The 23,970-nt window shown below is 64.7% G+C and carries 19 protein-coding genes; 10 read left to right on the top strand and 9 right to left on the bottom strand.

Annotation, left to right across the window (positions count from 1 at the left end):
* Positions 1 to 46: 46 nt before the first annotated feature.
* Positions 47 to 1,282: an extracellular solute-binding protein gene (locus N7E70_RS20400; protein WP_263007432.1), complete on the bottom strand. Its 1,236-nt coding sequence runs from the start codon at positions 1,280 to 1,282 to the stop codon at positions 47 to 49.
* Positions 1,283 to 1,521: 239 nt separating this feature from the next.
* On the opposite strand from N7E70_RS20400, the gene N7E70_RS20395 reads away from it, so the two are divergent.
* The 3 genes from N7E70_RS20395 (at position 1,522) to N7E70_RS20385 (ending at position 5,770) form a co-directional block, all read left to right on the top strand.
* On the top strand, positions 1,522 to 2,736 hold the full coding sequence (locus N7E70_RS20395; RefSeq protein ID WP_263007431.1) for an ROK family transcriptional regulator: 1,215 nt from the start codon (positions 1,522 to 1,524) through the stop codon (positions 2,734 to 2,736).
* A gap of 279 nt (positions 2,737 to 3,015) precedes the next feature.
* Complete coding sequence (locus tag N7E70_RS20390) at positions 3,016 to 4,368, top strand: 8-oxoguanine deaminase (protein ID WP_263007430.1); 1,353 nt, start codon at positions 3,016 to 3,018, stop codon at positions 4,366 to 4,368.
* Between the two features lie 67 nt (positions 4,369 to 4,435).
* Positions 4,436 to 5,770, top strand: a complete 1,335-nt coding sequence (locus tag N7E70_RS20385; protein ID WP_263007429.1) for a uracil-xanthine permease family protein — start codon at positions 4,436 to 4,438, stop codon at positions 5,768 to 5,770.
* 293 nt (positions 5,771 to 6,063) lie between these two features.
* On the opposite strand, the gene N7E70_RS20380 is transcribed toward N7E70_RS20385, so the two are convergent.
* Positions 6,064 to 7,521, bottom strand: coding sequence for an NAD-dependent succinate-semialdehyde dehydrogenase (locus N7E70_RS20380; protein WP_263007428.1), 1,458 nt, complete (start codon positions 7,519 to 7,521; stop codon positions 6,064 to 6,066).
* 8 nt (positions 7,522 to 7,529) lie between these two features.
* A complete protein-coding gene (gene gabT / locus N7E70_RS20375; protein WP_263007427.1) occupies positions 7,530 to 8,816 on the bottom strand; it encodes a 4-aminobutyrate--2-oxoglutarate transaminase in 1,287 nt (428 codons plus the stop codon).
* Between the two features lie 119 nt (positions 8,817 to 8,935).
* Here gabT and N7E70_RS20370 point away from each other — a divergent pair, with 119 nt between their 5' ends.
* Entirely contained in the window at positions 8,936 to 9,925 is a 990-nt protein-coding gene (locus tag N7E70_RS20370; protein WP_263007426.1) for a LysR substrate-binding domain-containing protein, read from the top strand.
* Positions 9,926 to 10,110: 185 nt separating this feature from the next.
* On the opposite strand, the gene N7E70_RS20365 is transcribed toward N7E70_RS20370, so the two are convergent.
* From N7E70_RS20365 to N7E70_RS20345, 5 genes are all read right to left on the bottom strand, one after another.
* Positions 10,111 to 12,345, bottom strand: a complete 2,235-nt coding sequence (locus N7E70_RS20365) for an arylsulfatase (protein ID WP_263007425.1) — start codon at positions 12,343 to 12,345, stop codon at positions 10,111 to 10,113.
* Positions 12,346 to 12,409: 64 nt separating this feature from the next.
* Positions 12,410 to 13,168 carry an ABC transporter permease gene (locus tag N7E70_RS20360; RefSeq protein ID WP_263007424.1) on the bottom strand — a complete coding sequence of 253 codons (759 nt, stop codon included), beginning with the start codon at positions 13,166 to 13,168 and terminating at the stop codon, positions 12,410 to 12,412.
* Positions 13,168 to 13,950: an ABC transporter ATP-binding protein gene (locus tag N7E70_RS20355; RefSeq protein WP_263007423.1), complete on the bottom strand. Its 783-nt coding sequence runs from the start codon at positions 13,948 to 13,950 to the stop codon at positions 13,168 to 13,170. Before N7E70_RS20355 ends, N7E70_RS20360 begins: the two co-directional genes overlap by 1 nt.
* Before the next feature lie 53 nt (positions 13,951 to 14,003).
* Positions 14,004 to 14,975 carry an ABC transporter substrate-binding protein gene (locus N7E70_RS20350; protein ID WP_263007422.1) on the bottom strand — a complete coding sequence of 324 codons (972 nt, stop codon included), beginning with the start codon at positions 14,973 to 14,975 and terminating at the stop codon, positions 14,004 to 14,006.
* The gene (locus N7E70_RS20345; RefSeq protein WP_263007421.1) at positions 14,972 to 15,721 is read right to left on the bottom strand and encodes a GntR family transcriptional regulator; all 750 of its coding nucleotides are present in this window, start codon (positions 15,719 to 15,721) and stop codon (positions 14,972 to 14,974) included. Before N7E70_RS20345 ends, N7E70_RS20350 begins: the two co-directional genes overlap by 4 nt.
* Before the next feature lie 186 nt (positions 15,722 to 15,907).
* Here N7E70_RS20345 and N7E70_RS20340 point away from each other — a divergent pair, with 186 nt between their 5' ends.
* From N7E70_RS20340 to N7E70_RS20320, 5 genes are all read left to right on the top strand, one after another.
* On the top strand, positions 15,908 to 16,720 hold the full coding sequence (locus tag N7E70_RS20340; RefSeq protein ID WP_263007420.1) for a formylglycine-generating enzyme family protein: 813 nt from the start codon (positions 15,908 to 15,910) through the stop codon (positions 16,718 to 16,720).
* Between the two features lie 138 nt (positions 16,721 to 16,858).
* Entirely contained in the window at positions 16,859 to 17,863 is a 1,005-nt protein-coding gene (locus tag N7E70_RS20335) for an ABC transporter substrate-binding protein (RefSeq protein ID WP_263007419.1), read from the top strand.
* Positions 17,860 to 18,708: an ABC transporter ATP-binding protein gene (locus tag N7E70_RS20330; RefSeq protein ID WP_083948616.1), complete on the top strand. Its 849-nt coding sequence runs from the start codon at positions 17,860 to 17,862 to the stop codon at positions 18,706 to 18,708. Before N7E70_RS20335 ends, N7E70_RS20330 begins: the two co-directional genes overlap by 4 nt.
* Positions 18,709 to 18,711: 3 nt before the next feature.
* Positions 18,712 to 19,536, top strand: a complete 825-nt coding sequence (locus N7E70_RS20325; protein WP_067963148.1) for an ABC transporter permease — start codon at positions 18,712 to 18,714, stop codon at positions 19,534 to 19,536.
* A gap of 122 nt (positions 19,537 to 19,658) precedes the next feature.
* Positions 19,659 to 21,890 (top strand): arylsulfatase, encoded by a 2,232-nt coding sequence (locus N7E70_RS20320; protein ID WP_263007418.1) that lies wholly within the window; start codon positions 19,659 to 19,661, stop codon positions 21,888 to 21,890.
* Positions 21,891 to 21,970: 80 nt separating this feature from the next.
* Here the strand turns inward: N7E70_RS20320 and N7E70_RS20315 are convergent, their stop codons facing one another.
* Entirely contained in the window at positions 21,971 to 22,915 is a 945-nt protein-coding gene (locus N7E70_RS20315) for a LysR family transcriptional regulator (protein WP_192317096.1), read from the bottom strand.
* Between the two features lie 224 nt (positions 22,916 to 23,139).
* Here N7E70_RS20315 and N7E70_RS20310 point away from each other — a divergent pair, with 224 nt between their 5' ends.
* Positions 23,140 to 23,970, top strand: coding sequence for a formylglycine-generating enzyme family protein (locus N7E70_RS20310; protein ID WP_263007417.1), 831 nt, complete (start codon positions 23,140 to 23,142; stop codon positions 23,968 to 23,970).

Raw genomic sequence — 23,970 nt, 5'->3', positions numbered from 1 at the left:
AAGGGCCGGGCGGCCGGAGCCGCCCGGAAGTTTGGGGCAAGAAAGCCTACAGGCCGCTGTTTTCGGCAGCGCCCTTGAGGGCGTCTTCGGGTTTTGCCTGGCCAAGCAGCGATTCCTGGATCGCCTGCTGCAGCGCCGTCGACAGCTCCTGGTATTTCGGCGTCGTCGGGCGCGGATACATCGCCGCCAGGCCGAGCTTGGCCGCCGCGATCAGCTCTTCCTGGCCCTTGGTGACGGCAGCATCGTCATAGGACGAGGCCCAGATCGGCAGGCTGAGCTTGGCATACTGGTTCTGCGTTTCCTGCGAGGTCATGAAGGTGATGAACTTCCAGGCCTCCTCGGGATGCTTGCTCGCCGTGGTGATGCCGAGGCCCATCGAGCCGTTGACCGCCGAGACCTCGCTCTTGCCCGCAACGCCAGGTGCCGGCACGACGCCGACCTTGCCGGCGACCTTGCTGTCCTTGGGGTCGTTGGCCATGTTGTACATGTAGGTCCAGTTGAGCGCGAAGGCGGCTTCGCCGTTCTGGAACACCTTGCGCACGTCCTCTTCGAGGAACTCCTTGGAGTTCGGGTTGGTCAGGCCCGAGCTGTAGCTCGTCACCATGTAGTTCAGCGCATCGAGACCGCCGCCGCTCTGGAAGGCCGGCTTGCCGTCCTTGATGAAGTCGCCGCCATAGGCGCTGACCAAAGTGGTGTAGTCGCAGATCGCCGCTTCCGCCTGCGACCAGCTCCACGAGATCGGCGTCGCCAACAGGCCCTTGTCCTTGATGATCTTGGCCTGCTCGGCCAGCTCGTCCCAGGTCTTGGGCGGGCTCTTGATGCCGGCTTTTTCCAAGATTTCCTTGTTGTAGAACAGGTACTTGGTGTCGAGAATCCACGGCATGCCATAAGACTTGCCGTCGTAGTTGACGGTGGTCCAGGCGCCTGGCAGCACGCCCTTCTTCATGTCGTCGGTGATGCGCGCGGAGACGTCGACGAGCACGTTGTTGGAGGCATATTCGGCCGGCCAGATGACGTCGAACAGCACCACGTCGTAGCCGCCCGATCCTTGCGCCAGCACCGTCTTGTCGTGCAGGCCTTCGTAGGGCACGAATTCGAGATTGACCTTGATGTCGGGATTGGCTTTGGAGAAGGCCTCGGCCATCGCCCGCACGTCGGCCTCGCTATAGGCGGCCTGGGCCATGAACAGCGCGTTGATCGAGGTTTCGGCAAATGCATGAGGCATGAAGGCGCCACCAACGAAAGCCGCGCCGAGCAATGTCCTGCTAATCGATTTCAACATTTCATCCTCCATTTCTAGCTTGTTCAAATCCGTCCGGCGGCGCGCTTTACGCTGCCGTCTCGCCTGGGAAGGGCACGGGGCCTCGGCCTCGCGATCTGTCGCAAGCGGCTGTCCTGATCGAAAAATGCGGCGGCTCCAGCCGCCTTTGGTTCCCTGGAACTCTTGCGGTTCCTTATTAAGTCAACTGACTTGACTTATTACTTCTGCAATTATCTAGTGGAGTCAAGAGGGGAAAACAGTTGAGCGACAGCAGCCCGATCCGCGCCACCAGCGGCACCAACCAGGAGGGCACCAGCGCCCACAATCGCCGCGTCATGATGGACGCGTTGCGGCTCAACGGGGCGCTGTCGCGGGCCGACCTGGCGCGGGCGACGCAGCTGACCAAGCAGGCCGTGTCCAACATCATCGAGGAGCTGGAGCGCGACGGTTTCGTCGTCTCGCTCGACGCGGTGAGAAAGGGCAGGGGCCAGCCCTCGACACCATACCGGCTGGTGCCCGAAGGCGCCTTTGCCATCGGCCTGCAGATCGACCGCCATCTGACCCGTGCCGTCGCCGTCGACCTCGTCGGCACCGTGCTGGTGCGCGCCGAGGCCAAGCTGCCTCCCGACGATCCGCATGGTGGCGTGAAGATCATTCTCGCCGTGATCGACGGCATCAGGCGCGACCTCGCCGCGATCTCGCAGCAGTCCGAACAGCGCATCGTCGGCCTCGGCGTCGCCATGCCCGGCCCGTTCGGGCTGGAGGAGTTCGGCGACAACAAATGGATGATGCCGGCCTGGCAGAAATATCCGCTGCTGGAGACGCTCACCGCCGGCACCGGGCTCGACGTCAGCCTGCAGAACGACTCCGCCGCCTGCGCCATTGCCGAGCGCATGGTGGGGGCCGCGCACGGGCTCGATCACGCCGTCTGCCTCTATGTCGGCTACGGCATCGGCGCCGGCCTGATCCTCAATGGCGAGCTCTACCGGGGCGGCAACGGCAATTCAGGCGAAATCGGCATGGCGCTGCTGTCGCCGCGCGGCAGTGACGGTGCGGTGCTCGAGCACCGGGCCTCACTGGCCTCGCTCTATCAGCACCTCGGGCTCGACCCGTCCGAAACGGGCCTCTACCAGCATGTCGAGGCGCTGGCCCTGGCCGAAGACCCGGCACTGATCGCCTGGGTCAGGGACGCCGCCATGGACCTGCGCTGGAGCGTCCAGCTCATCGAGACGCTTTTCGACCCTGAGACCGTGATCCTGACCAGCGGCGCGCCGGAAGCTCTGGCGCGGCTGATCCTCGCGGCGATGCAGCCGCTGCCGCTGTCGATCGCCAACCGGCCGGGACGGAGCTTGCCGCGCCTGCAGCTCGGCATCACCGACCCCTGGTCGATAGCGCTTGGCGCTGCCGCCGAGCCGATCGGCCGCGCCTTCGACCCGCGCTTTTCAGCGATCCTCAAGACGCGTTCGGGCGGCTAGCGATTTCGCGCGTCAGTTCCTGATGTGAAAATAATTTGACAGAAAGGCAAAACTGCGTTTGCATCGGCAAGCCTGATGATGCGAGCGCGCGAGCTTTCGCTCAGGCGGGGAGAGATGCTGTGACAAGGCCGATCTCCCGCACAGCATGATCAGAGCAGCCCGCTCAACCTACCAGTCGATGACGATCCGGAACTCGCAATTCCAGGGACAGGGCTCATAGCGCGACGAAGCTGAGACCAGCTGCGTCGGAGTGAATGAGAACCGACCTGGAGAAGCTGCATGTCCGTAGACCTGCTCGTCCGTGACGCATATGTGTATGTCGATCGCGGCTGGGAAATCGCCGACGGCTGGATCGCCGTCAAAGACAAGAGAGTGCATTCCCTGGGCAAGGCCGGCGACGAGCCGGTCGCCGCAAGGACCATCTCGGCGCATGGCCGGCTGGTCACGCCGGGGCTGATCAACGCCCACCACCACATGTACCAGAACCTGACGCGGTCCTACGCGCCGGTGACCAATGGTTCGCTGTTCGAATGGCTGACCGGGCTCTACCCGATGTGGGCCGGACTGACTGAGGACTCGGTCTATGCCTCCACTTATGTCGCGATGACCGAGCTTTTGATGGGCGGCTGCACCACCTCGATGGACCACATGTATGTCCATCCCAGGCCCCGGCTGATCGACGCCCAGATCCGCGCCAGCACCGACATCGGCTTCCGTTTTTATGCCACCCGCGGGTCGATGACGCGTTCGGTCGAGCATGGCGGCCTGCCGCCGGCGTCGGTGGTGCAGCGCGAGGACGACATTCTCGAAGACAGCGTCAGGCTGGTGGAGCGCTATCACGATGCCGGGCCGGGCGCGATGACGCGGGTGGCGCTGGCGCCATGCTCGCTGTTTTCGGTGACCGAGCGGATCATGTCGGAATCGGCTGGGTTGGCCGACAAATACGATCTCAGGCTGCACACCCACCTCGCCGAGGACCCGGAGGAGGACAGATATTGCGCCGAGGTCTATGGCTGCACGCCGACCGAATATTTCGAGCGTGTCGGCTGGGCCAGCAAGCGCTCCTGGGTCGCGCATTTCATCTATCCGACCGATGCCGAGATCGGCCGCCTTGCCCATGCCGGCGTCTGCGCCACCCAGTGCCCCTGTTCGAACATGCTGATCGGCGGCGGCTCGGCCGACGCCATGGGGCTGCGCGCCCGCGGCATGCGTGTCGGCCTTGGTTGCGACGGCTCGGCGTCGACCGACCATGCCTCGATGTGGCTGGAGGCGCGCACGGCGCTGTTGCTCGGACGCTATCGCAACGGCCCGCATTCGATGTCGGCGCGCGACGCGCTCGACATCGCCACGCGCGGCGGCGCCGCCTGTCTCGGCTGGGAGGACGAGATCGGCCATCTCAGGCCAGGTGCCTGCGCCGACTTCGTCGTCTGGAGCATGTCGGATGTGGCGCTTGCCGGCGCCCATAGCGATCCGGTCGAGGCCTGGCTGCGCTGCGGCCCGGCGGTCGCCGGCACGACGGTCGTCGCAGGCAAGGTGCTGGTCGAGGACTGCCGTCCTGTGATGGCCGGGCTCGGCGACGTGCTGCGCGAGCATGCCCGCCATTCGCGCCGCATGCAGTGTCTCGAGGCCTGATCGGGCTCCAATCCAATTTCACCTGATGCCGCGCAGGCGGCTCATACTTCTGGGAGGAGGTATATCAATGACGGATCATGTTCATGCCCATATGGGCGAGCTTGAAGCGGTCGACGCCGTGGTCGGGGATGTCGAGGAGGTCATCCCCGCCAAGCGTCGTTTCGCATTGGGACTGCAGCAGGCGCTGGTGTCCAACGCCTGGCTCGATCCCATCTTCATCGCTTCGGTGGCGGGGTTTTCCGCCACGCTGGCGACAAATCTGGTGACCGCGACCTTCCTTGCCGCGGGCGTGGTCACCGTCATCCAGAGCACCAGGCTGGTCCGCTTGCCGGTGGTGCAGGGGCCGTCCTCGGCCTTTTCGCCACTGGCCATCGGTTATTACAAGGCGGGGACGATTTCCGCGGCGAGCCTCGGCCTGATCATCGGCGCGGCACTCGTCTTCCTTGCCGCCGTCTGCGGCCAGTTCGCCAGGCTCCGCCGCCTGCTGTCGCCGGCCGTCTCCGGGACGATCATCACCCTTGTGGGCGTCGCGCTGGCGGGCTTCACCTTCATGGAGTTCTTCGGCGGCATCGGCTCGCCAAGCTTTGCCACCGGATCGAGCCTGTTCCTGGCCTGTGTCACGACGGCGGTGGTGCTGGTCAGCGCCGCCTTCGGCGGCACCTTGCGCATGTTCGGCTTCCTGACCGCGCTGATCGTTGGCGACGTGCTTGCCCTTGGCCTCGGACTGCTCGACTTCTCCGCCGTCGGCCAGGCGCCCTGGCTGGCCTTCCCGAAACTGCTGCCTTATGGCGCGCTGACTTTCGACCCGGCGATTACCATCACCATGTGCATCGTCTTCATCGTTGCCGTCGTCGAGGCGATGGGCATGTATGAGGCGACGGCGCGGCTGACAGGCACAGAACTCGACGATCGCCGCGTCAATGCCGGCATAGCAGGCGAAGCCGGCGGTTCGATGCTGGCTGCCCTGATCGGTGGTTTCGGCACCACCGCATACGCCCAGAATCTCGGCGTCATCAGGCTGACCGGCGTCGCCAGCCGCCATGTCGTCCGCGTCGCCGGCTTCATCTTCATCGCCCTGGCATTCCTGCCCAAGGTCGCAGCGGTGCTGGTGGCGACACCGGCCGCGGTTGTCGGCGGGCTGTTCCTGCCGGCGGCGGCAACCGTGGTCATGACCGGCATCCAGATGGCGAGCCAGGACCGGGGTTCACCTGTCAAGAACATGGTGGCCCCGCTCGGCCTGATGGCGGGCTTGGGCATTCCTGCGCTGGCCGGGCCCCTGTCGGGCGGGCTGCCTGAGATCCTCGGCGAGATGCTCGCGCATTCCATCGTGGTCGGCGCGGTGACCGTCATGGTCGCCGAGATCGTCCTGGTTCGCCTTCCCGAGTTCCTGCGCGCGCGCTGAAACAGGAGCAGTCGAGCCGAGAATCCGTCGTCGCTCGGCTGGGGCATGGACGCGGCGATGGACTCGCGCTCGGCGCTGACGCCGAGCGCGATCGGCCCACGCCTTTCGGCGACCCCAAGGACGCGTTCGGAGTGTCTGCCGAGCATTGCCGGGCTCAAGCGCGCGCCTTCCTCATGGATCCGGTTGACCGGCATCAGCGGGTGGGTGAAGCCGATCTGGGCCGTCTCATCGGCGACGGCTGCAGGTGGTCGCCGTCGCCGCTGAGGTTCGGCATGGTCACAACGCTGTCCATGTCAGGCCTCCGCATCGATGCCGCCGATGCAGGCATATTTGAGCTCGGTGAATTCGAGGATGCCGTGATGCGAGCCCTCGCGCGAATTGCCGCTTTCCTTGACGCCGCCGAAGGGCGCCAGTTCGGTCGAGATCAGTCCGGTGTTGATGCCGACCATGCCGAATTCGAGCCGCTCCATCATGCGGAACACCCGCGCCGAATCGCGCGTGAAGACATAGGCGGCGAGGCCGGTCTCGGTTGCGTTCGCCGCCTGCAGCACCTCGGCCTCGGTGTCGAAGCGGAACACGGGGGCAAGCGGGCCGAAGGTTTCGTCCTGGGCCAGCAGCATGTCGGAGGCAGCGCCGGTGATGACTGTCGGCTCGAAGAAGGTGCCGCCAAGCGCGTGGCGCTTGCCGCCGGCGGCAATCTCGGCGCCCTTGCCGAGCGCGTCCGCGATATGCGCTTCGACCTTGGCGACGGCTCGTTCCGAGATCAGCGGCCCCTGGACGACGCCGTCGTCGAAGCCGCAGCCGACCCGCAGCTGCTTCACCCGCTCCGTCAGCCTGGCGACAAAGACGTCATGGACGGCCGACTGGACATAGATGCGGTTGGTACAGACACAGGTCTGGCCGGAGTTCCTGAATTTGGAGGCCATCGCCCCTTCGACCGCTGCGTCGACATCGGCGTCGTCGAAGACAATGAAGGGGGCATTGCCGCCAAGCTCGAGGGCGACACGTTTGACCGTGCCGGCCGCCTGCCGCATCAGCAGCTTGCCTGTCGGCGTCGAGCCGGTGAAGCCGACGAGCCGGACGGCGGGATGCGAGGTCAGCACGCCGCCGATGGCGTCCGCATCGCCTGTCACGACGTTGAAGGTGCCGGCGGGAAAGTCGGCGCGGCGCGCCAGTTCGGCCAGGGCGAGAGCGGTCAGCGGCGTTTCGGGCGCCGGCTTGACGACGACGGTGCAGCCTGCGGCGAGCGCCGGGGCGACCTTGCGGGTGATCATCGCCGCCGGGAAGTTCCATGGCGTGATCGCCGCGACCACGCCGAGCGGCTGGCGCTGCACCAGGATACGGGCGTCGGGGCGGTGCGACGGCAGGATCTCGCCGGCAATACGCTTGGCCTCCTCGGCATAGAATTCGACATAGGAGGCGGCATAATCGATCTCGCCGAGTGCCTCGGCGAAGGGCTTGCCCTGTTCGCCGGTCAGGATGGTGGCAAGGTCGCTGCGTGCCGCAACGATCAGCTCGAACCAGCGCCGCAGCGTTGCCGATCGCTCCTTCGCCGTCTTCGCCGCCCAGGGCCGGAACGCCCTGGAAGCTGCCTCGACGGCTTGGGTGGCTGCGTCCGCGCCAAGGTTGGGGACATGGGCGATGACAGCGCCGGAGGCCGGATCGGTGACAGGCGTGTCGGCAGACCCGACAAAGCAGCCGTCGATGAAGGCCTGCGTCTTCGTGAGGCCATTGTCTTCGAGCGTGCGCATGACGGCTCCTAGGCGTTGGCGGAGACGAGGGCGCGTTCGAGGAGGTCCAGCCCCTCCTTGAGCTGCGCATCGGAAATGGTCAGCGGACAGAGCAGGCGGATGGTGTTGCCGAAGACGCCGCATGACAGCAGCACCAGCCCGTGGCCGAGCGCTGCCTGCACCACCTTCTTCGTCGTCTCGGCATCCGGCGTATTGGTGCCGCGCTGTGTCACGATGTCGAAGGCGACCATCGCGCCGGGGCCGCGGATCGACGCCATCGGCACGGCGTCGTTGCGCTGCGACATCCGCTCCAGTGCAGCGTGCATCGTCGCGCCGATCTCATTGGCGCGGGCGACAAGGCCTTCGTCCTTGATGACGTCGAGAACCGCAAGTGCGGCGGCACAGGCGATCGGGCTGCCGGCATAGGTGCCGCCCAGCCCGCCCGGTTCGACAGCATCCATGAGCGCTGCACGCCCGATGACACCTGATAGCGGGAAGCCGCCTCCGAGCGCCTTGGCGACGGTGATGATATCGGGTTCGATGCCGGAATGTTCGATGCCGAACATCTTTCCGGTGCGCGCAAATCCCGTCTGCACCTCGTCGGCGATCAGCACGATGCCGTGCGTTTCGCAGATCTCGCGCAGTGCAGCCAGAAGCTCGGTCGGGGCCGGCCAGAAGCCGCCTTCGCCCTGGACCGGTTCGACGATGATCGCAGCGACATTAGACGGCGCGATGTCGGCGCGGAACAGAAGCTGCAGCGCGCGCAGCGCATCCGAGACGTCGACATCCAGCGGCGTCGCCGGGAACGGCACGTGAAAGACGCCGGCGGGCGACAGGCCGAATTTGTGCTTATAGGGCGCAACCTTGCCGGTCAGCGCCATGGTCATCGCCGTGCGGCCGTGGAAACCGCCGGCAAAGGCGATGATGCCGGGCCGGCCGGTCGCTGCCTTGGCGATCTTGATGGCGTTCTCGACAGCTTCTGCGCCGGTCGAAAACAGGAGGGACTTTGCCTCGCCGGAGAAGGGCGCCAGCGCGTTCAGGCGCTCGCACAGCGCGACATAGGGTTCGTAGGGCAGCACCTGGAAGGCGGTATGGGTGTAGGCGTCGAGCTGCTGCTTCGCGGCGGCGATCACCTTGGGGTGACGGTGGCCGGTATTGAGCACCGCGATGCCGGCGGCGAAATCGATGTAGCGGCGCCCCTCGACGTCCCAGATCTCGGCGCCTTCCGCCTTGCCGGCAAAGACGGGGAAGGCCGTTGCGACGCCGCGTGCGACTGCCGCCGACCGGCGGGCCAGCAAGGTGGTGTTGGTGGTCATGGGGAGGTGCTCCGTAAGATTCTGGCGGCAACCTAGCGGCAATCCTTGGCAAGCAGTGCGCGATTGATTTAGATGCTGTGGTGCCTACAGTGCACCACAGACTGTCCAGGGACCTCTGCTTGAACACCGACATTCGAAGACGCCGGTCCGTCGAGAAAGACCAGCCGCATCAGGCCATGCCGCCGCTGCAGATGATCCGCGCCTTCGAGGCGGCGGGGCGCATGGGCTCGATGCGCAAGGCGGCCGACGATCTCGGCGTCAGCCACTCGGTGGTCAGCCGCCATGTCAAGAACCTCGAATTCTGGATGGCGGTGAAACTTGTCACGTCCAGTCCCCGGGGCCTCAGGCTCACCCGCGAAGGCGAGATTTTCCATGCCGCCATCTCGACGGCGTTCGAGCTGATCGCTGCAACGACGGCCGAACTTCGTCCGCCCTCGCATCGGCGGACGCTCAGGCTGTGGTGCATGCCTGGCCTGGCGACGCGCTGGCTGGGGCCGAGGCTGCCTGAGATGCAGCATCTGCTTGGCGACACGGAACTGGTGTTTCGCGCCATCGACCGCCTGCCGGATTTCTCGGTCGGCGAGGCCGATGTGATGGTCGGCTTCGGCGACCCCGACGACCTTCCTGTCGGAGCGACCTTGCTCGTTCATCCCAGGATGTTTCCGGTGGCCAGCCGGCAATGGCTGGATGCGGCAGGTCCCCTGGAAAGCATTGCTGCACTTGTGCGGGCACCGCTGATCCACGAGGAAAACCGCCAGCAATGGGCCGACTGGTTTCGCAAGGCCGGCGTGGCGCATAACGCGCTGCAGGGGCCGCGCCTTTGGGATGCCAGCCTTGGCTTCGAAGCCGCTCTGGCCGGGCAGGGTGTCGCGCTGGCGACACGGCTGACGACAGGCGACGAAATGGCCAGGGGCCGCCTCGTCGAGCTGTTCGACACCGACATCCGGCTCGGCGCCTATTATTTCATCGCCGCACCGGCCCGCCGAAAGGACAGGGCGATCCGCAAGCTGCATGACTGGCTGGCCGGCGAATTGATGCGCTCGGAGGCTGCCGCAGCGTCTTCCAGCGATAGGTCGGCAGCAACTGGAGCTGTCGGCCCGACGCTTTGAACCATACCGCGAAAGAAGGACCAGCAGCCCGGTGATGCTGCGCTGCTACCGAGCTTTCAGGATGCGCGCACACATCTGATCGAAGCCGGCGTTTGATCAAGCGCCGGAACGAGCGGCGACAGTCGAAACGGATGTCGCTGGTCAAAGGAGTGACAGTCCTTCGACCGGTCTGGGCGACATGCTGGTCAATCCACGCCGAGGCTGACCGGGCCGACCTCGCGATCATCTGCGATGGCGTAGTCGATGCGCAGGATGCGGCCCGAAAAATCCGGGTTCGTCGGCCTGTCCGGGTCGACCGGTTCGGCGTTGCTGCGTCCGAAGGTAAGCGGCGACAGCGACAACCTGAGCAGGGTGCGTTCGAACACATGTTCGCCGGCCGGCTCGCCGTCGACCGTCAGGCGGCCGCGTCCCTTCAGCGTGCCGGTCTTTTCGAAGTCGAACACGACGGTCGTCTTGCCGAGCGGGATCTCCCGGTCGGAGACGAGGCGGGTGACCTCGAAGCCGGCATAGTTGTAGGTGTAGACCAGCCGGTTCGCGACGATGTCGAGCGCGTAGCCACCATGGCAGCTGCCGAAGCAGACAAGCGCGCCGCCCTGGTTTTTGTCCGTGCGCTCGATCTCGATCGATATGCGGTGCGAGACGTCCTGCGTCATCGGCGCCGCTTCCGCGGGGATAGACGAGATCGGCGGGAAAAAGCTGCATTCGTTGCGCCAGCGTGGTGCGCCGGGCCGGTAGGGCGGCTTGAACAGCACGTCGCTGTCGTCGAGCGGCATGACGCCGTAGCGGCCGGCTTCCGCCCACCAGCGTTCCTTCATCTCGGCAAGCTTTTCCGGCTTTTCCCCGGAGAGGTCGCGCAGCTCGGAAAAATCCTCGTCGAGATGGTAGAGCTCCCAGCGTTCGCTGTCGAAGTCGTCGCCGGCCTTGTGCTGCGTCACCGCTTTCCAGCCGCGATGCCAGATGCTGCGATGGCCGTACATCTCGAAATATTGCGACTGCTTGGCGGTCGCCGCATCGGGCGCGTCGAAGGAATAGGCAAAGCTCTCGCCATGGATCGGCATCTGCGCCACGCCGTTGATGCTTTCGGGTGCTGTGACGCCGCACAGCTGCATGATTGTCGGCGTGATGTCGGTGACATGGGTGAACTGGCAACGCACCTCGCCCTTGTCGGCTATGCCAGAAGGCCAGGAGAAGATCATCGGGTCGCGCACGCCGCCGCCATGGGTGAAGCTCTTGTAGAGCTTGAGTGGCGTGTTGGACGCCTGCGCCCAGCCCCAGGGATAGTTGCCCGAACTGCGCGCCGTGCCGATCTCGGTCAGGCGCTCGCGCGACACGGCATAATCTTCCGGCAGGCGGTTGAACCAGCGCAGCACGTTGGTCGTGCCGTCGGGATCGCAATCGGTGGAGGCGCCATTGTCCGAGATCAGCACGATGATGGTGTTGTCGCGAATGCCGGTGCGGTCGAGGAAGGCGAGCAGCCTGCCGAAGGCGGCGTCGGTATGGCCCAGAAGTGCTGCATAAGCCTCCTGCATATGCTCCGAGACCTCGCGCTCTTCCGGAGACAGCTCGGCCCAGGCGCGCACGCCGGGGTTGGGCGGCGGCAGCTCGGTATTCTCGGGCACCAGGCCCATCGCCTTCTGTTTGGCGAGCCTCGACACGCGTTCTTCGTCCCAGCCATGGGCAAAGCGGCCGCGATAGTTGGCCAGCGCCGATGCGGGCGCCTGGTGCGGGAAATGTCCGGCGCCGTAGCAGAGATAGAGGAAGAACGGCTTGTCGGGCCAGATCGCCATCTTGTCGGCGATGTAGCGCACCGCGCGGTCCGACAGGTCGTCGGACAGATGATAGCCCTGCTCGGGCGTCGCCGGCGGCGGCACCTGCTGGTTGTCCTGGCAGAGTTCGGGGTGGAACTGGTCGGTGCTGCCATTCATGAAGCCATAGAAACGTTCGAAACCGCGGCCGAGCGGCCACTGGTCGAAGGGGCCGGCGGCATTGGCGTTTTCGGTCGGTGCAAGGTGCCATTTGCCGACAGCATAGGTCGCATAACCCTGCAGCTTGAGCATTTCGGCAAGCGTGCCGGCGCGATGGCTGATCGCGCCGCGGCCGGAGGGCCAGCCCATGTCGGCATTGGCCAGATAGCGCATGCCGACGGAGTGGTGGTTGCGTCCGGTCAAAAGGCAGGCGCGTGTCGGCGAGCACAGCGTGGTGGTGTGGAAGTTGCTGTAACGCAGGCCATTGTCGGCAAGGGAATCGAAGTTTGGCGTGTCGATGGACGAGCCGAAACAGCCGAGGTCGGAGTAGCCGACGTCGTCGAGCACGACATAGATTACGTTCGGCTTGCCCGCCGGGCCGCTGGGGATGTCGGCATAGTCGCGCTCGGATTCGTGGTGCGTGCGGCCGATATGGCCGCGAAATTCGGAAGTCATGCTCTGTCCCGATCTTGTGAGATGGTCGCCGGGCCGCGACGACAGGGCGGCCCGGCCGATTGGATCAATAGCCGGTGACGCCGCGCAGATAGCGTTTGAGCAGCGTGCGTCCGAGCAGTCGCCACAGCCGGTCGGTGGCAAAGCCGAGAAGGCCGAGCGCGATGATGGCTGCGAACATCCAGTCGACCTGGAAGTAGAGGCGCGAGGTCCAGATGATGTAGCCGAGCCCGGCATCGGCGGCGAGCATTTCGGCGGCCGCGATGACCAGGAAGGACGAGGCGAGCGCCAGCCGCATGCCGACATAGATCGCGGGCAGCGAGGCCGGAACCATCACCTTGAAGAACACCTGCCGCTCATTGGCGCCGAGGCAGCGCGCGGCGTTCAGCTTGTCCTGCGAGACTGAGGACACGCCGCTGGCCGTGTTGACCATGACGATGAAGGCCGTCGCATAAGCGATCAGGATGATCTTCGACATCTCGCCGACGCCGAACCAGATGATGAACAAGGTCACCAGCGCAATCGCCGGAACGAAGCGGAAGAAGTGGATGAACGGATCGACGAGATGGCGCGCCACCGGCGAGACGCCGACGGCCAGCCCGATCGGGATGGCGATGGCGCTGCCCAGCAACCAGCCTGAGAGAATGCGCATCATCGACACCAGGATGGACTGGGTGAGGGTGCCCTCGGCCAGCATCTGTCCGGCGCCCTTGAGCACGGCGAGCGGTGCAGGCAGGAACATGGGATCGACCAGCCAGGTCGAGGCCATCTGCCAGAAGATCACGACGATAGCGACGCTGAGCGCCGACCAGGCGTAGGATGGCATCAGTTTTGCTCCCATTGCGAAGCCGCCTCCCGTTCGATGTCGCCCTCGATCGCCTTGACCGCATCGGCGAAGCGGCTGTCGAGGTCGTCGCGCGGATAGGGCAGGTCGATGTCGTAGATGCGGGTGATGTTGGCGCGCGGGCCCCGACTCATCACGGCGACGCGCTGGCCAAGCAGCACGGCCTCGCGAATGTCGTGGGTGACATAGACCATGGTGCAGCCGGTCTCGCGCCAGATGCGGGTGAGTTCTTTCTGCAGCACGCGGCGCGTCAGCGCGTCGAGTGCTGCAAACGGTTCGTCGAACAGGATCAGCTCAGGTTGGGCGGCCAGTGTACGGGCGATCTGCACGCGTTGCTTCATGCCGCCGGACAGCTCATGCGGAAATTTCTGCTCATGGCCGCGCAGGCCGACGAGGTCGACGTAGCGCTGCGCCATCTCAAGGCATTCGGTGCGCGGCTTGCCCGCGACGCTGGGGCCGAAGCCGATGTTTTCGGCGACCGTCAGCCACTGGAACAGCGGCTCCTCGATCGACTGGAACACCATGCCGCGCCGCCGGTCGGGGCCGGCGATCGTCTCGCCATTGGCGAGCACGCGGCCTTCGGTCTGCTTTTCGGTCCCGGCAACGATCTTGAGCAAGGTCGACTTGCCCGAGCCGCTCGGGCCGACCAGCACGAAGAATTCGCCTTGCGCGACCGCGACGGAGAGGTCGGCCAGGATCAGCTCGCTGCCTGCCTTCTGGCCGGGATAGGCCATGCCGACCTTGTCGAAGACGACCGCAGGCATGGCAGCTCCGGGCGTGGCCGCGCTTGTTTGATTGTTTGTCATCGCCGGTCCGCTCAGTTGCCCAGCTTGACCAGGTCGGGGGCAGCTTGCTCAAGGAATTTCGGATTGACGCCCGTTTCGAAGCTGACCGGCTGTGCTTTCGTCTTGGCCAGGAAATCAGCGACTTCCTTGAAGCCGGCGCGTTCATAGTCGGTCAGCGCCAGGGCGAATTCATTGTAGTTGAGCAGGTCGCGCACCGTGTCGCGCGGGGCACGCGTGTTCTTGGCGATCAGGGCTGCCGCCTCGTCCTTGTTGGCCGCGATGAACTGGCTTGCCGCATTGAGCGCGCGCAGCGTTGCAACGGTCAGCTCCGGATGCTTTTCGGTGAAGTCGGTCTGGGCGGCGATGTAGGCGCTGCTGTTGCGCTTGGCGGCCGCGTCGTCGGTCAGCACATAGTGGTTGCCGCCGTCGGTCGACTTCTCGGTGCCGTCGGCCCAGACGAAGGCCGCGTTGATGCGGCCGGAGCGGAGCGAGGCGACGATCTCGAGCAGGCTGGTGAAACCGACGATCTCGACCTTGTCTTCGCTTATGCCGTTCTCTTCGAGATATTTCATGGTGATCAGGTGCTGGGCGGTGCCGGTGGCAATGCCGATCTTCTTGCCGACCAGATCCTTGGCGTCTTTGATGTCGTTGCTGACCACCAGCTTGTGGAAGCCGGGCTTGGAATGGAAGATGCCGGCAAGCACGGTCAGCTTACCGCCCTGGATGCGCGATACGATCGGGAAATCGAGCCCGACCGCCATGTCGGCGCGGCCGATCAGCAGCGCATCGATCGCCTCGACGCCGGTGGCGAAGGTGGTGATCTGGGCGTCGATGCCTTCCTTTTCGAAGAAGCCTTTTTCCTTGGCGACCCAGATCTGGGAGCCGGTGGTGTAGGCGTCGACACCGAAGCGCACAGGCTCCAGGGTTTGCGCCCCGGCCATCCCGGCCGAGAAGAGCATGAGGCCTGATGCGAGGCTCAGGACAATCTTTTTGAAGCGGGTCATTTCGGTTCGTCCTCCAGCGAAAGGGCTGAACTGCCCTGGAATTGAATGGGGGCCAGCGCCATCACCTGATGGCTGGCGAGAAGATGCGGGACCATCCAGGAGCGCGAGGCGAGCGGCACGCTGCCGTCGCCCGAATGCACGAGTGCGGTGCTCCACAAAAGCGCGTCGCCCTCGCTGACCTCCAGCAGTTCGGCGACGTCTGCCGTTGCGTTGATCGCCGAGGTGCGCGTCGACAGCGACGCGCCGTCGATGACGGTGTACGGGGCAATGGCGGCAAGCGCGTCATGCTCCGTGCTCTCGTTGAAGGCGCTCGGCGGCACGCTGCGGGCGAGATAATGGTCGACCAGAATACAGGGCTGGCCGTTGGCCAGAAAAAGCCAGCGCAGGCGGTGGGTCGGCCTTTCCTCCGCCTGGCCGAAAATGACGGCGATCTCTTTGGGTGCTGCGACCTGGTCGCGCCGGATCTCGCGAAACGACGCCTTCATGCCCGCCTTTTCGATCAGGTTCCAGAAGCCGGCGGAGCCGGTCAAGGCGTTGAGAATGGGCGGATTGGCGATGAAGGTGCCGACGCCATGCTTGTTCTTGAGCAGGCCCTTGGCCATCAGGTCGGCATAGGCCTCGCGCAGCGAATTGCGGCTGAGGCCGAGTATCCGGGAAATGTCGATTTCCGCCGGCAAGCGGTCGCCGGCAACCAGCTTGTGCTGGCGAATATACTGCAGGACACGTTCGGTGGCAGTTCCCGACATCGCTCTCTCCTCCAAGAGGTAGGACGTCCTACCTTTACGCAGGATCATGAAAGAGTCAAACTCCGCCGATCCATTTTTCGACAGGAAGGCGCCATGTCGTGTTGTTCTCCGGGCCGATCCCTAGGCGATCATGTTGCCGAGCCAGCTGCGGCGCCTGCGCCGCTCGATGCCGGCAGCCAGCCTGACATGGCGTTGATACCGGCTGGGCGCTGGCTTCTCGGCGAGGATCGCTCGATCGCCAATCCTGACGACGGCGAAGGTCCGGTGCTAGCAGTCGACCTTCCGGCGTTCCTGCTCGACAAGACCGCGGTGACCAATCAGGCCTTTGCGTCCTTCGTCGCTGCCACCGGCTATGTGACGGAGGCCGAGCGCCTGGGCTGGTCTTTCGTCTTCATGGCCCAGATCCATCCTGACGCGGTGATCGCAACGGACGCCGACGCCAGCGCGCCGGACTGGTGGGCGCCGGTTCGCGACGCCTGCTGGCATCAGCCCGATGGCACAGGCTCCAGCTGGCGTGACCGGCGCGACCATCCGGTCGTCCATGTCTCATGGAACGACGCCGTTGCCTTCGCGAACTACGCCGGCAAGCGATTGCCGACGGAAGTCGAATGGGAAGCCGCGGCGCGTGGTGGGCTTGAGCGGGCGATCTATGCCTGGGGCGACGAGCTCAATCCCGGCGGCCGCCACATGTGCAACATCTGGCAAGGGCGCTTTCCGCTCAGCAACAGCGCCGAAGACGGGTACCTCGCGACAGCGCCGGCGCGCAGCTTTCCGCCCAATGGGTTCGGCCTCCACAACATGCTCGGCAATGTCTGGGAATGGACCGCATCGCCCTGGTCGGGCGAGCCGACCGGATTGATGGCGATGCGCGGCGGCTCCTATCTGTGCCACGCCAGCTACTGCAACCGATACCGCGTTGCGGCCCGGACCGGCAACCACCACGGCGCGACCTCGAGCCATCTCGGTTTTCGCTGCGCCGGCGACCTTGTCGGGCAGTGATCGACCATGCCTGATCCGAATGGAAGTCCATAACCACATGGAATGAGTTCGCCGACGCATGTTATGGTGTGGAGCCGCGAAACGCGGTCTATCCTCGCAGAAACTAGGTCGTTGGGTTTGTCTGATTGGAGGATATAGATGATCAGCCGACGTTCACTTCTGGCAGCTGCCAGCATCATCTCGCTCGCCTCGCTGGGGCTTGCAGGCGTGGCTCCCGCTTATGCCCAGCAGAAGCAGGTCAAACTGCAACTCGCCTGGCTCTTCAATGGAGCCGCCGCCGGCGAAATCGTCGCCTTGAAGAAGGGGTTCTTCGCTGAAAAGGGCCTCGACGTCGAGATCCTTCCCGGTGGCCCGAACTCCAACACGGTGCAGGAGACGCTCTCCGGAGTGGCGCAGATCGCCACCGCCTATGCGCCCGAGATCATGTATGCCGCAAACCAGGGGCTGCCGATCAAGACCTTCGGCGCGGCCTTCCAGAAAGCGCCGCTGACCTTCTATTCGCTCGGCGAATCCAACATCAAGTCGGTGGCCGACTGGAAGGGCAAGCGCATCGGCGCGAGCCAGGGCGCGACCGCGCAGATCAAGGTCGTGCTCGACCATAACGGAATGAAGCTCGACGACATCACCTTCATCCAGGCCCAGATCCCCGGCCTGCTCCAGGGGCAGGTCGACGTCGTCGCCTCCTGGCCGACCAACGTTGCCCAGAACGTGCCGATCGTACAGAATCCGGCTGGCTACAACACCCAGAGTATCTGGGACAACGGGCTGCAGTTCCAGTCCAACTACTACATCGCCCGCACCGACCTGATCGGCTCCGACAGCGACATGCTGGTGAAGTTCCTCGAGGCCTGCGACAAGGGCTGGGCCTATGCCGCCGACCATCCCGAAGAGGCCATCGACATGGTTGCCTCGATGTCGAGCGCGATCGAGAAAGACAAGGAGCTCGCCTCGCTCAAGGTCATCGTGTCGGACTTCATCTACACCAACGAAACCCGCGAGCACGGCTTTGCCAACATCAGCAAGGACCGCTGGAATGCGACGCTGCAGACCTACGCCAAGATCGGCGAGATCAAGTCCGAACTGACGGCGGACGACGTCTTCGACGGCAGCATCCTTGCGGCAGCACAGAGGACGAAGCGGTGAACATGATGGCGACAATCGCTGCTTCCGGGGCCACCCGTTCCGGCGACGCCCACTCTGGCGACGTCCGTCTCTCTCAGGCACGCAACGCCATCGAGATCGACAATGTCGCCGTGACCTTCGGCGGCAGCTCGCGGGCGGTGCGGGCCATCGACAATGTCTCGCTGACGGTTCGCGAAGGCGAGTTCGTCTCGCTGATCGGCCATTCCGGCTGCGGCAAGTCCACCTTGCTGCGCACCATCGCCGACATCATCGCGCCGACCGAAGGCAAGGTTGCCATATTCGGCGGAACGCCGGCGGCGGCGCGCGCCTCGCGCACATTTTCCATGGTGTTCCAGCAATCGGTGCTGATGCCCTGGGCCAAGGTGATCGACAATGTCCGCCTGCCGTTCGAGGTGGGCGGGGCCAACCCGAAGGCCGGCAACTTCATGGACCCGCATGAGGCGCTGAAGCTTGTCGAGCTGGAAGGGTTCGAGGATGCCTTGCCGTCGGAGCTGTCCGGCGGCATGCGCCAGCGCGTCTCGATCGCGCGGGCGCTCGTCACAAGGCCGAAGGTCCTGCTCATGGACGAGCCTTTCGGCGCGCTCGACGAGCTGGTGCGCGACACGCTGAATGTCGAGCTGCTGCGGATCTGGAAGCAGAGCGGGATGACCATCGTCTTCGTCACCCATTCGCTGCATGAGGCGGTTTTCCTGTCGCAGCGTGTCGTGGTGATGAGCCGACGTCCGTCGCGGATCGGCGGAATTCTCGAAATCGACCTGCCGGAAGAGCGCGACCTTGCCCTGAAGGACGCCCCTGAACTGGGCCACCACGTCGCCAGGCTGCGCGACATGCTGGGAGCTGGATAAGCCATGAGCGTTGACCGTTCCATCGAAACCGCCGCCCCATTGCCTCGCATCTGGAGCATCCTCCCAGGCCCCGAAGTGATGCGTGCGCTCGGCATGGCAGTGCTCGGGCTGTCGCTGACGCTGGTCCTGTGGCAGCTCGTCGTCACGCTGTTCGGCGTGCCGTCCTATCTGGTGCCCGCGCCGACCGACGTCGCCGGCGCGCTGTCGCGTGACCTGCCGCTGCTTGTCGAAGCAGCCGTTCCGACAATCACCGAAGCCTTTCTCGGCTTTCTCCTCGGCAACACCGTTGCCCTGCTGGTGGCGGTGTCTTTCGTCTACAACAAGGTCATCGAGGAGATGTTCTATCCCGTCGCGATCCTGGTCAAGACGATCCCGATCGTGGCGATTGCGCCGGTGCTCAAGATCATCCTCGGCAACGGCATCGAGCCGAAGATCGTGATCGCCGCGTTGATCTGCTTCTTCCCGACGCTGGTCAATTCGGTGCGCGGCTTCCGCGCCGTCAATCCGCAACTGCTCGAACTGATGCACGTCCTGTCGGCGTCGAAGACCGAAGTGTTCCTCAGGATCCGCATCTACAGCGCGCTGCCCTACATCTTCTCGGCGCTCAAGATTTCGGTGACGATGTGTGTGCTCGGCGCGATCGTCGGCGAGTGGATCGGCGCCAACCAGGGCATCGGTTATCTCCTGCTGCAGAGCATGTTCGACTTCAACGCGCCGCGGCTGTTTGCGACGATCCTGACGGCGTCTGTCATCGCCATCACCGGTTTCGCTATCGTCTCGATGCTGGAGAAGTGGGTCATCCGCTGGGATCCCGGCGCCGCGATGTAGTCTCCGCAGCAGAAAGTCCATGGACCCGGCCTGCCCCAGGGCCGGCCGGGTTTCGATCGATGCGGCATGGTCTGTGAATGCGATGCGGCATCTCCGGTTTGTCCGAATTCCGAGGCGCCCCAATGTCCAACGACCACAATCCAGGCCGTATCGGCCGCACCTATCACGAGTCGGACAACTGGTTTGAAGCCAGGCCCATGCCGGCGTCCGGCAGCCCCAACGTCATCTATGTCATTCTCGACGATGTCGGTTTCGCCGACCTGGGCTGCTTCGGTTCGGAAATCCGCACGCCCAGTTTCGACCGGCTTGCCGAACAGGGGCTGCGCTACAGCAATTTCCACACCACCACCATGTGCTCGCCGACGCGGGCCAGCCTGCTGACCGGGCGTAACCATCATGCCGTCGGCATGCGCTGCCTGGCCAACTTCGATTTCGGCTACCGCAATGGCCGCGGCTCGATCTCGCATCGGGCAGCGACGGTCGCCGAAATGCTCGGAAGCGCCGGCTACGCCAGTTTCGCCGTCGGCAAGTGGCATGTCGCGCAGACCGACGAGATCACCGCCGTCGGACCCTTCGACCAATGGCCGCTCGGCCGCGGCTTCCATCGCTTCTACGGTTTCATGAATGGCAGCACCGACCAGTATCATCCCGAGCTGGTCGAGGACAATCACCCGGTCGCCCAGCCCAAGTCAGCCGAAGACGGCTACCACCTCACCGCCGATCTGGTGGACAAGGCGATGGCGATGCTCGGTGCCCATGTCTCGCTCGCACCTGATACGCCGTTCTTCCTCAACCTCGCCTTTTCGGCAGGGCATTTTCCCCATCAGGTCCCCAGGGCCTATATGGACCGCTATGACGGCGTCTGGGACTGCGGCTGGGACGTCATCCGGCAAAGGCGGCTCGAACGGCAGAAGGCGATGGGCCTGGTGCCTGAAAATACCGAATTGCCGCCCGACGCCCCCGGCGTCGAGAACTGGGACCTGCTTTCGGCCGACCGGAAGCGCGTCGCCGTCAGGCTGCAGCAGGCCTATGCCGGCTTCCTCGAATACACCGACGAGCAACTGGGCCGGCTGCTCGATTTCCTCGAGACGACAGGCAAGCTTGATAACACGCTGATCGTCGTCATCTCCGACAATGGCGCGTCCATCGACTGTGGACCAGAGGGCACGACCAACGTGCTCAGGCGCTTCAACCAGATCCCGGAATCCTTCGAACGCAATTTGGCTGAGATCGACGAGATCGGCGGCCCCAGGAGCAACAGCAACTACCCCTGGGGCTGGGCCCAGGCCAGCAATACGCCGCTGCGCCTGTTCAAATCCTTCACCCATGGCGGCGGCGTGCGTGACCCGATGATCGTGTCATGGCCCCGGCGCATCGCCGACAAGGGGGCCATCCGCCATCAGTTCCACCACGTCGTCGACATCACGCCGACGGTGCTCGAGGTCTGCGGCGTCGCGGCCCCCGAAATCTACCGAGGTGTCGGCCAGATGCCGGTGCACGGCACCAGCTTTGCCTACACCTTCGATGCGCCCGACGCGGAGACGCGCAAGGACGTGCAATATTTCGAGATGTTCGGGCACCGCGGCATCTGGCACAAGGGCTGGAAGGCCGTCACCAAGCACCGGCGCGGCGACGACTTCGAACTCGACGACTGGGAGCTCTACAAGCTCGACGAGGATTTCAATGAGACCCGCGATCTGGCGAGCGAGAACCCGGCCAAGCTCCGCGAGATGACGGAACGCTGGTGGGCGGAAGCCGGCCGCTACGACGTCATGCCGCTCGATGACCGCGAGGTTCGTTTCCGCGCCAAGGCGAAGCCTGATTCCATCCGTTCGCGCAGCCGCTACGTCTTTTATCCGCAGCTCGAATCGATCCCGTCATCGGCAGCACCCCTGACCCAGGACACCTCGCACCGGATCACCGCCGAAGTGACAATCGATCCGCAGTCCGAAGGCACGCTGGTCAGCTACGGCAACAATGGCAGCGGTTATGTGCTCTACCTCAAGGATGGCAGGCTGAACTACAGCTACAACCATGTTGGCGAGATCACCCGCCTGGTGTCGGTGCCGCTGACCACGTCAGGCGCGATTTCCCTGGGTTTCGAGTACCGCAAAACAGGTCTGCTCAAGGGCATCGGTACCCTTCTCGTCAACGGAGAGCGGCAAGGCGGCGAGCGTGAGCACCAGACCCTGCTGCGCATTGCGCTGGCGCCGATGTTCATCGGCCGCAGCGGCTTGCCGCCTGTCTGCGACGGCATCGACGGCGAATTCCGCTTCACCGGCACATTGCACCGGCTGGTGATCGAACTCGGCGATGACCGCGAGGTCGTGCCGCCAAGCGGCGAAATCGACTGACGCTCCATCTTCTTGTTTTTGCGTAATTACCCAGGGCAAGCTGCTGCGCGGTTTTTCCTGGGATTGCTCCTGGGCGCTGCCTAGTCGGCGGCGTTCTGCGGGCTGCGCAGGCCTTTGTTTTCGAACACCTCGACCATCGCCTTCATCAGTCCGCTATGGGCGGGCAGCCGGTCCATGCCCTGGCGGAAGACGAAGCCCAGATCGTACTGGAAGATCTCCTTGTCGGTCTTGAGCACCTTCAGGCCTTGTCCGATCGGGCTGCCGGCCACCATCGTCGATTCGAAGAACAGATAGTCGCCAGAGCGCGCCAGCTCGGCGCAGGTGAAGAGCGAGCTGGTCTCGAGCAAATAGCGGGCAGGGGGCGCTCCCCGTTCCTTCAGCCAGTCGGACAGCATCTTCAGCACGTCCCGGTTCAGGTTGAACGAGACGAACGGGTATTTGACCAGTTCCATCGGGTCGACCGGGCCCTCCACCTTGGCGAGCGGGTGATGTTCGGCGCACATGATGCCGATCTGTGCCTTGGCGACCCGGCGCGAGGTGAAGCCGGGCAGCCGGCTCTTGGCAATGACAGCACCGGCAAAGATGTCGACCCGCCCAAGCCGCAAATCCTCGATCAGCTGGTCGACCGGTCCGGTCTGCACCGACAGCCGATGCCTGGGAAAACGCCGGTGAAAGCGTGACGCCGCCGGCGGCAGGATCGTCGACGACCAGACCGGGCCGGCCGCGACCCTGATCGTGGCGTCCTGCTCGGACAGGAGATTGCGGATCTCCTGCACCGCATGCTCGTATTCGAGCCCGATGATCTGCGCCCTGTTGAAGAAGGCCTGCCCGGTCGGCGTCAGGTCGGCGCCGCTGGAATGGCGTTCGAACAGGCGCGTGCCGAGCATCTCCTCCAGCCGCTTGACGTTCTTGGAAAGCGCCGGCTGCGAGATGCGCAAGCGCTTGGCCGCCTTCGATATTCCCTTGTCCTCGGCGACCGTGACGAAGTGCTTGAGCAGCGTCAGATTAGGAACTTCGAACGACATGCCGGGTGCCTGCCTCATAACCTATTGGAATTACCTTCAAGCCTAAATGTATTGGCCCCTGATGGAGCTTTGTCAAATAATCCTGATATCGCCTGGAGCCGAGACTCCGGGCATCACCAGGAAACGCCGCGATGTCGTGTTGTTCACCCGTCCGGGAAAGCGAGCCGCAGCCGGCCCCGTCGCGCGCGGCCATGGCAGGCGCTGGCAAGGTCGATTTGTCAGGCATGGCTGCTGTTCCCGCCGGCATCCGGGGCATCGGTTATGACGGCCCCGAGGCCTATGCCGAGGACGGCGAGGGGCCCCGGCGAATGGTCGCCAGCCCCGGATTCCTGATCGACAGGACCGCGGTGACCAACCGCGCTTTCGCCCGTTTCGTGGCGGCGACCAGCTATGTCACCGAGGCGGAACGCATCGGCTGGTCCTTCGTCTTCTACGCCCAGCTTCATCCCCGCGCCGAAAACGACGTGCTCGATCTCAGGACCGGATCGCCCAAGTGGTGGCTGCCGGTGCGCGGCGCAAGCTGGTCGATACCAGACGGCGCCGGCACCGACTGGCGCGACCGCGACGACCATCCGGTCGTCCACGTCTCCTGGAACGACGCTAGGGCCTATGCAGCCTGGAGCGGCAAGCGGCTGCCGACCGAGAGCGAATGGGAGATCGCTGCCAGAGGCGGGCTTGAAGACAGGATCTATCCCTGGGGCAACGAGCTCACGGAGCAGGGCAGACACCGCTGCAACATCTGGCAGGGGCGTTTCCCCCGGGAGAATACGGCCGAGGACGGCTTCCTCTCGACCGCGCCTGCCGATGCCTTCGAGCCCAATGGCTACGGCCTGTTCAACATGGTCGGCAATGTCTGGGAATGGACGTCGGACAACTGGTCGCAGAGCCAGCCTCAGCTGAAAGCGATGCGCGGCGGCTCCTATCTCTGCCACCGCAGCCACTGCAATCGTTATCGCGTCTCGGCGCGCACCTCCAACGCCGTCGATGCCGCCTCGAGCCACCTTGGCTTTCGATGCTCGGCCGACATGCCGGCGCCATCAGCCGGCTCCTTCTGA

Source organism: Aminobacter sp. NyZ550 (genome assembly GCF_025628925.2).
In the GTDB taxonomy this organism is placed as follows: Bacteria; Pseudomonadota; Alphaproteobacteria; order Rhizobiales; family Rhizobiaceae; genus Aminobacter; species Aminobacter ciceronei.
This window is presented reverse-complemented; position numbering and strand designations above follow the sequence as displayed.

Bases quoted from the DNA above. Each gene is read 5' to 3' on its own strand.
- N7E70_RS20360 (WP_263007424.1), bottom strand. From the start codon at position 13,168: ATGCCATCCTACGCCTGGTCGGCGCTCAGCGTCGCTATCGTCGTGATC.
- N7E70_RS20340 (WP_263007420.1), top strand. From the start codon at position 15,908: ATGGCGTTGATACCGGCTGGGCGCTGGCTTCTCGGCGAGGATCGCTCG.
- N7E70_RS20385 (WP_263007429.1), top strand. From the start codon at position 4,436: ATGACGGATCATGTTCATGCCCATATGGGCGAGCTTGAAGCGGTCGAC.
- N7E70_RS20325 (WP_067963148.1), top strand. From the start codon at position 18,712: ATGAGCGTTGACCGTTCCATCGAAACCGCCGCCCCATTGCCTCGCATC.
- N7E70_RS20350 (WP_263007422.1), bottom strand. From the start codon at position 14,975: ATGACCCGCTTCAAAAAGATTGTCCTGAGCCTCGCATCAGGCCTCATG.
- N7E70_RS20310 (WP_263007417.1), top strand. From the start codon at position 23,140: ATGGCTGCTGTTCCCGCCGGCATCCGGGGCATCGGTTATGACGGCCCC.
- N7E70_RS20390 (WP_263007430.1), top strand. From the start codon at position 3,016: ATGTCCGTAGACCTGCTCGTCCGTGACGCATATGTGTATGTCGATCGC.
- N7E70_RS20345 (WP_263007421.1), bottom strand. From the start codon at position 15,721: ATGTCGGGAACTGCCACCGAACGTGTCCTGCAGTATATTCGCCAGCAC.
- N7E70_RS20380 (WP_263007428.1), bottom strand. From the start codon at position 7,521: ATGCGCACGCTCGAAGACAATGGCCTCACGAAGACGCAGGCCTTCATC.
- N7E70_RS20365 (WP_263007425.1), bottom strand. From the start codon at position 12,345: ATGACTTCCGAATTTCGCGGCCATATCGGCCGCACGCACCACGAATCC.
- N7E70_RS20355 (WP_263007423.1), bottom strand. From the start codon at position 13,950: ATGCCTGCGGTCGTCTTCGACAAGGTCGGCATGGCCTATCCCGGCCAG.
- N7E70_RS20320 (WP_263007418.1), top strand. From the start codon at position 19,659: ATGTCCAACGACCACAATCCAGGCCGTATCGGCCGCACCTATCACGAG.
- N7E70_RS20335 (WP_263007419.1), top strand. From the start codon at position 16,859: ATGATCAGCCGACGTTCACTTCTGGCAGCTGCCAGCATCATCTCGCTC.
- N7E70_RS20400 (WP_263007432.1), bottom strand. From the start codon at position 1,282: ATGTTGAAATCGATTAGCAGGACATTGCTCGGCGCGGCTTTCGTTGGT.
- gabT (WP_263007427.1), bottom strand. From the start codon at position 8,816: ATGACCACCAACACCACCTTGCTGGCCCGCCGGTCGGCGGCAGTCGCA.
- N7E70_RS20315 (WP_192317096.1), bottom strand. From the start codon at position 22,915: ATGTCGTTCGAAGTTCCTAATCTGACGCTGCTCAAGCACTTCGTCACG.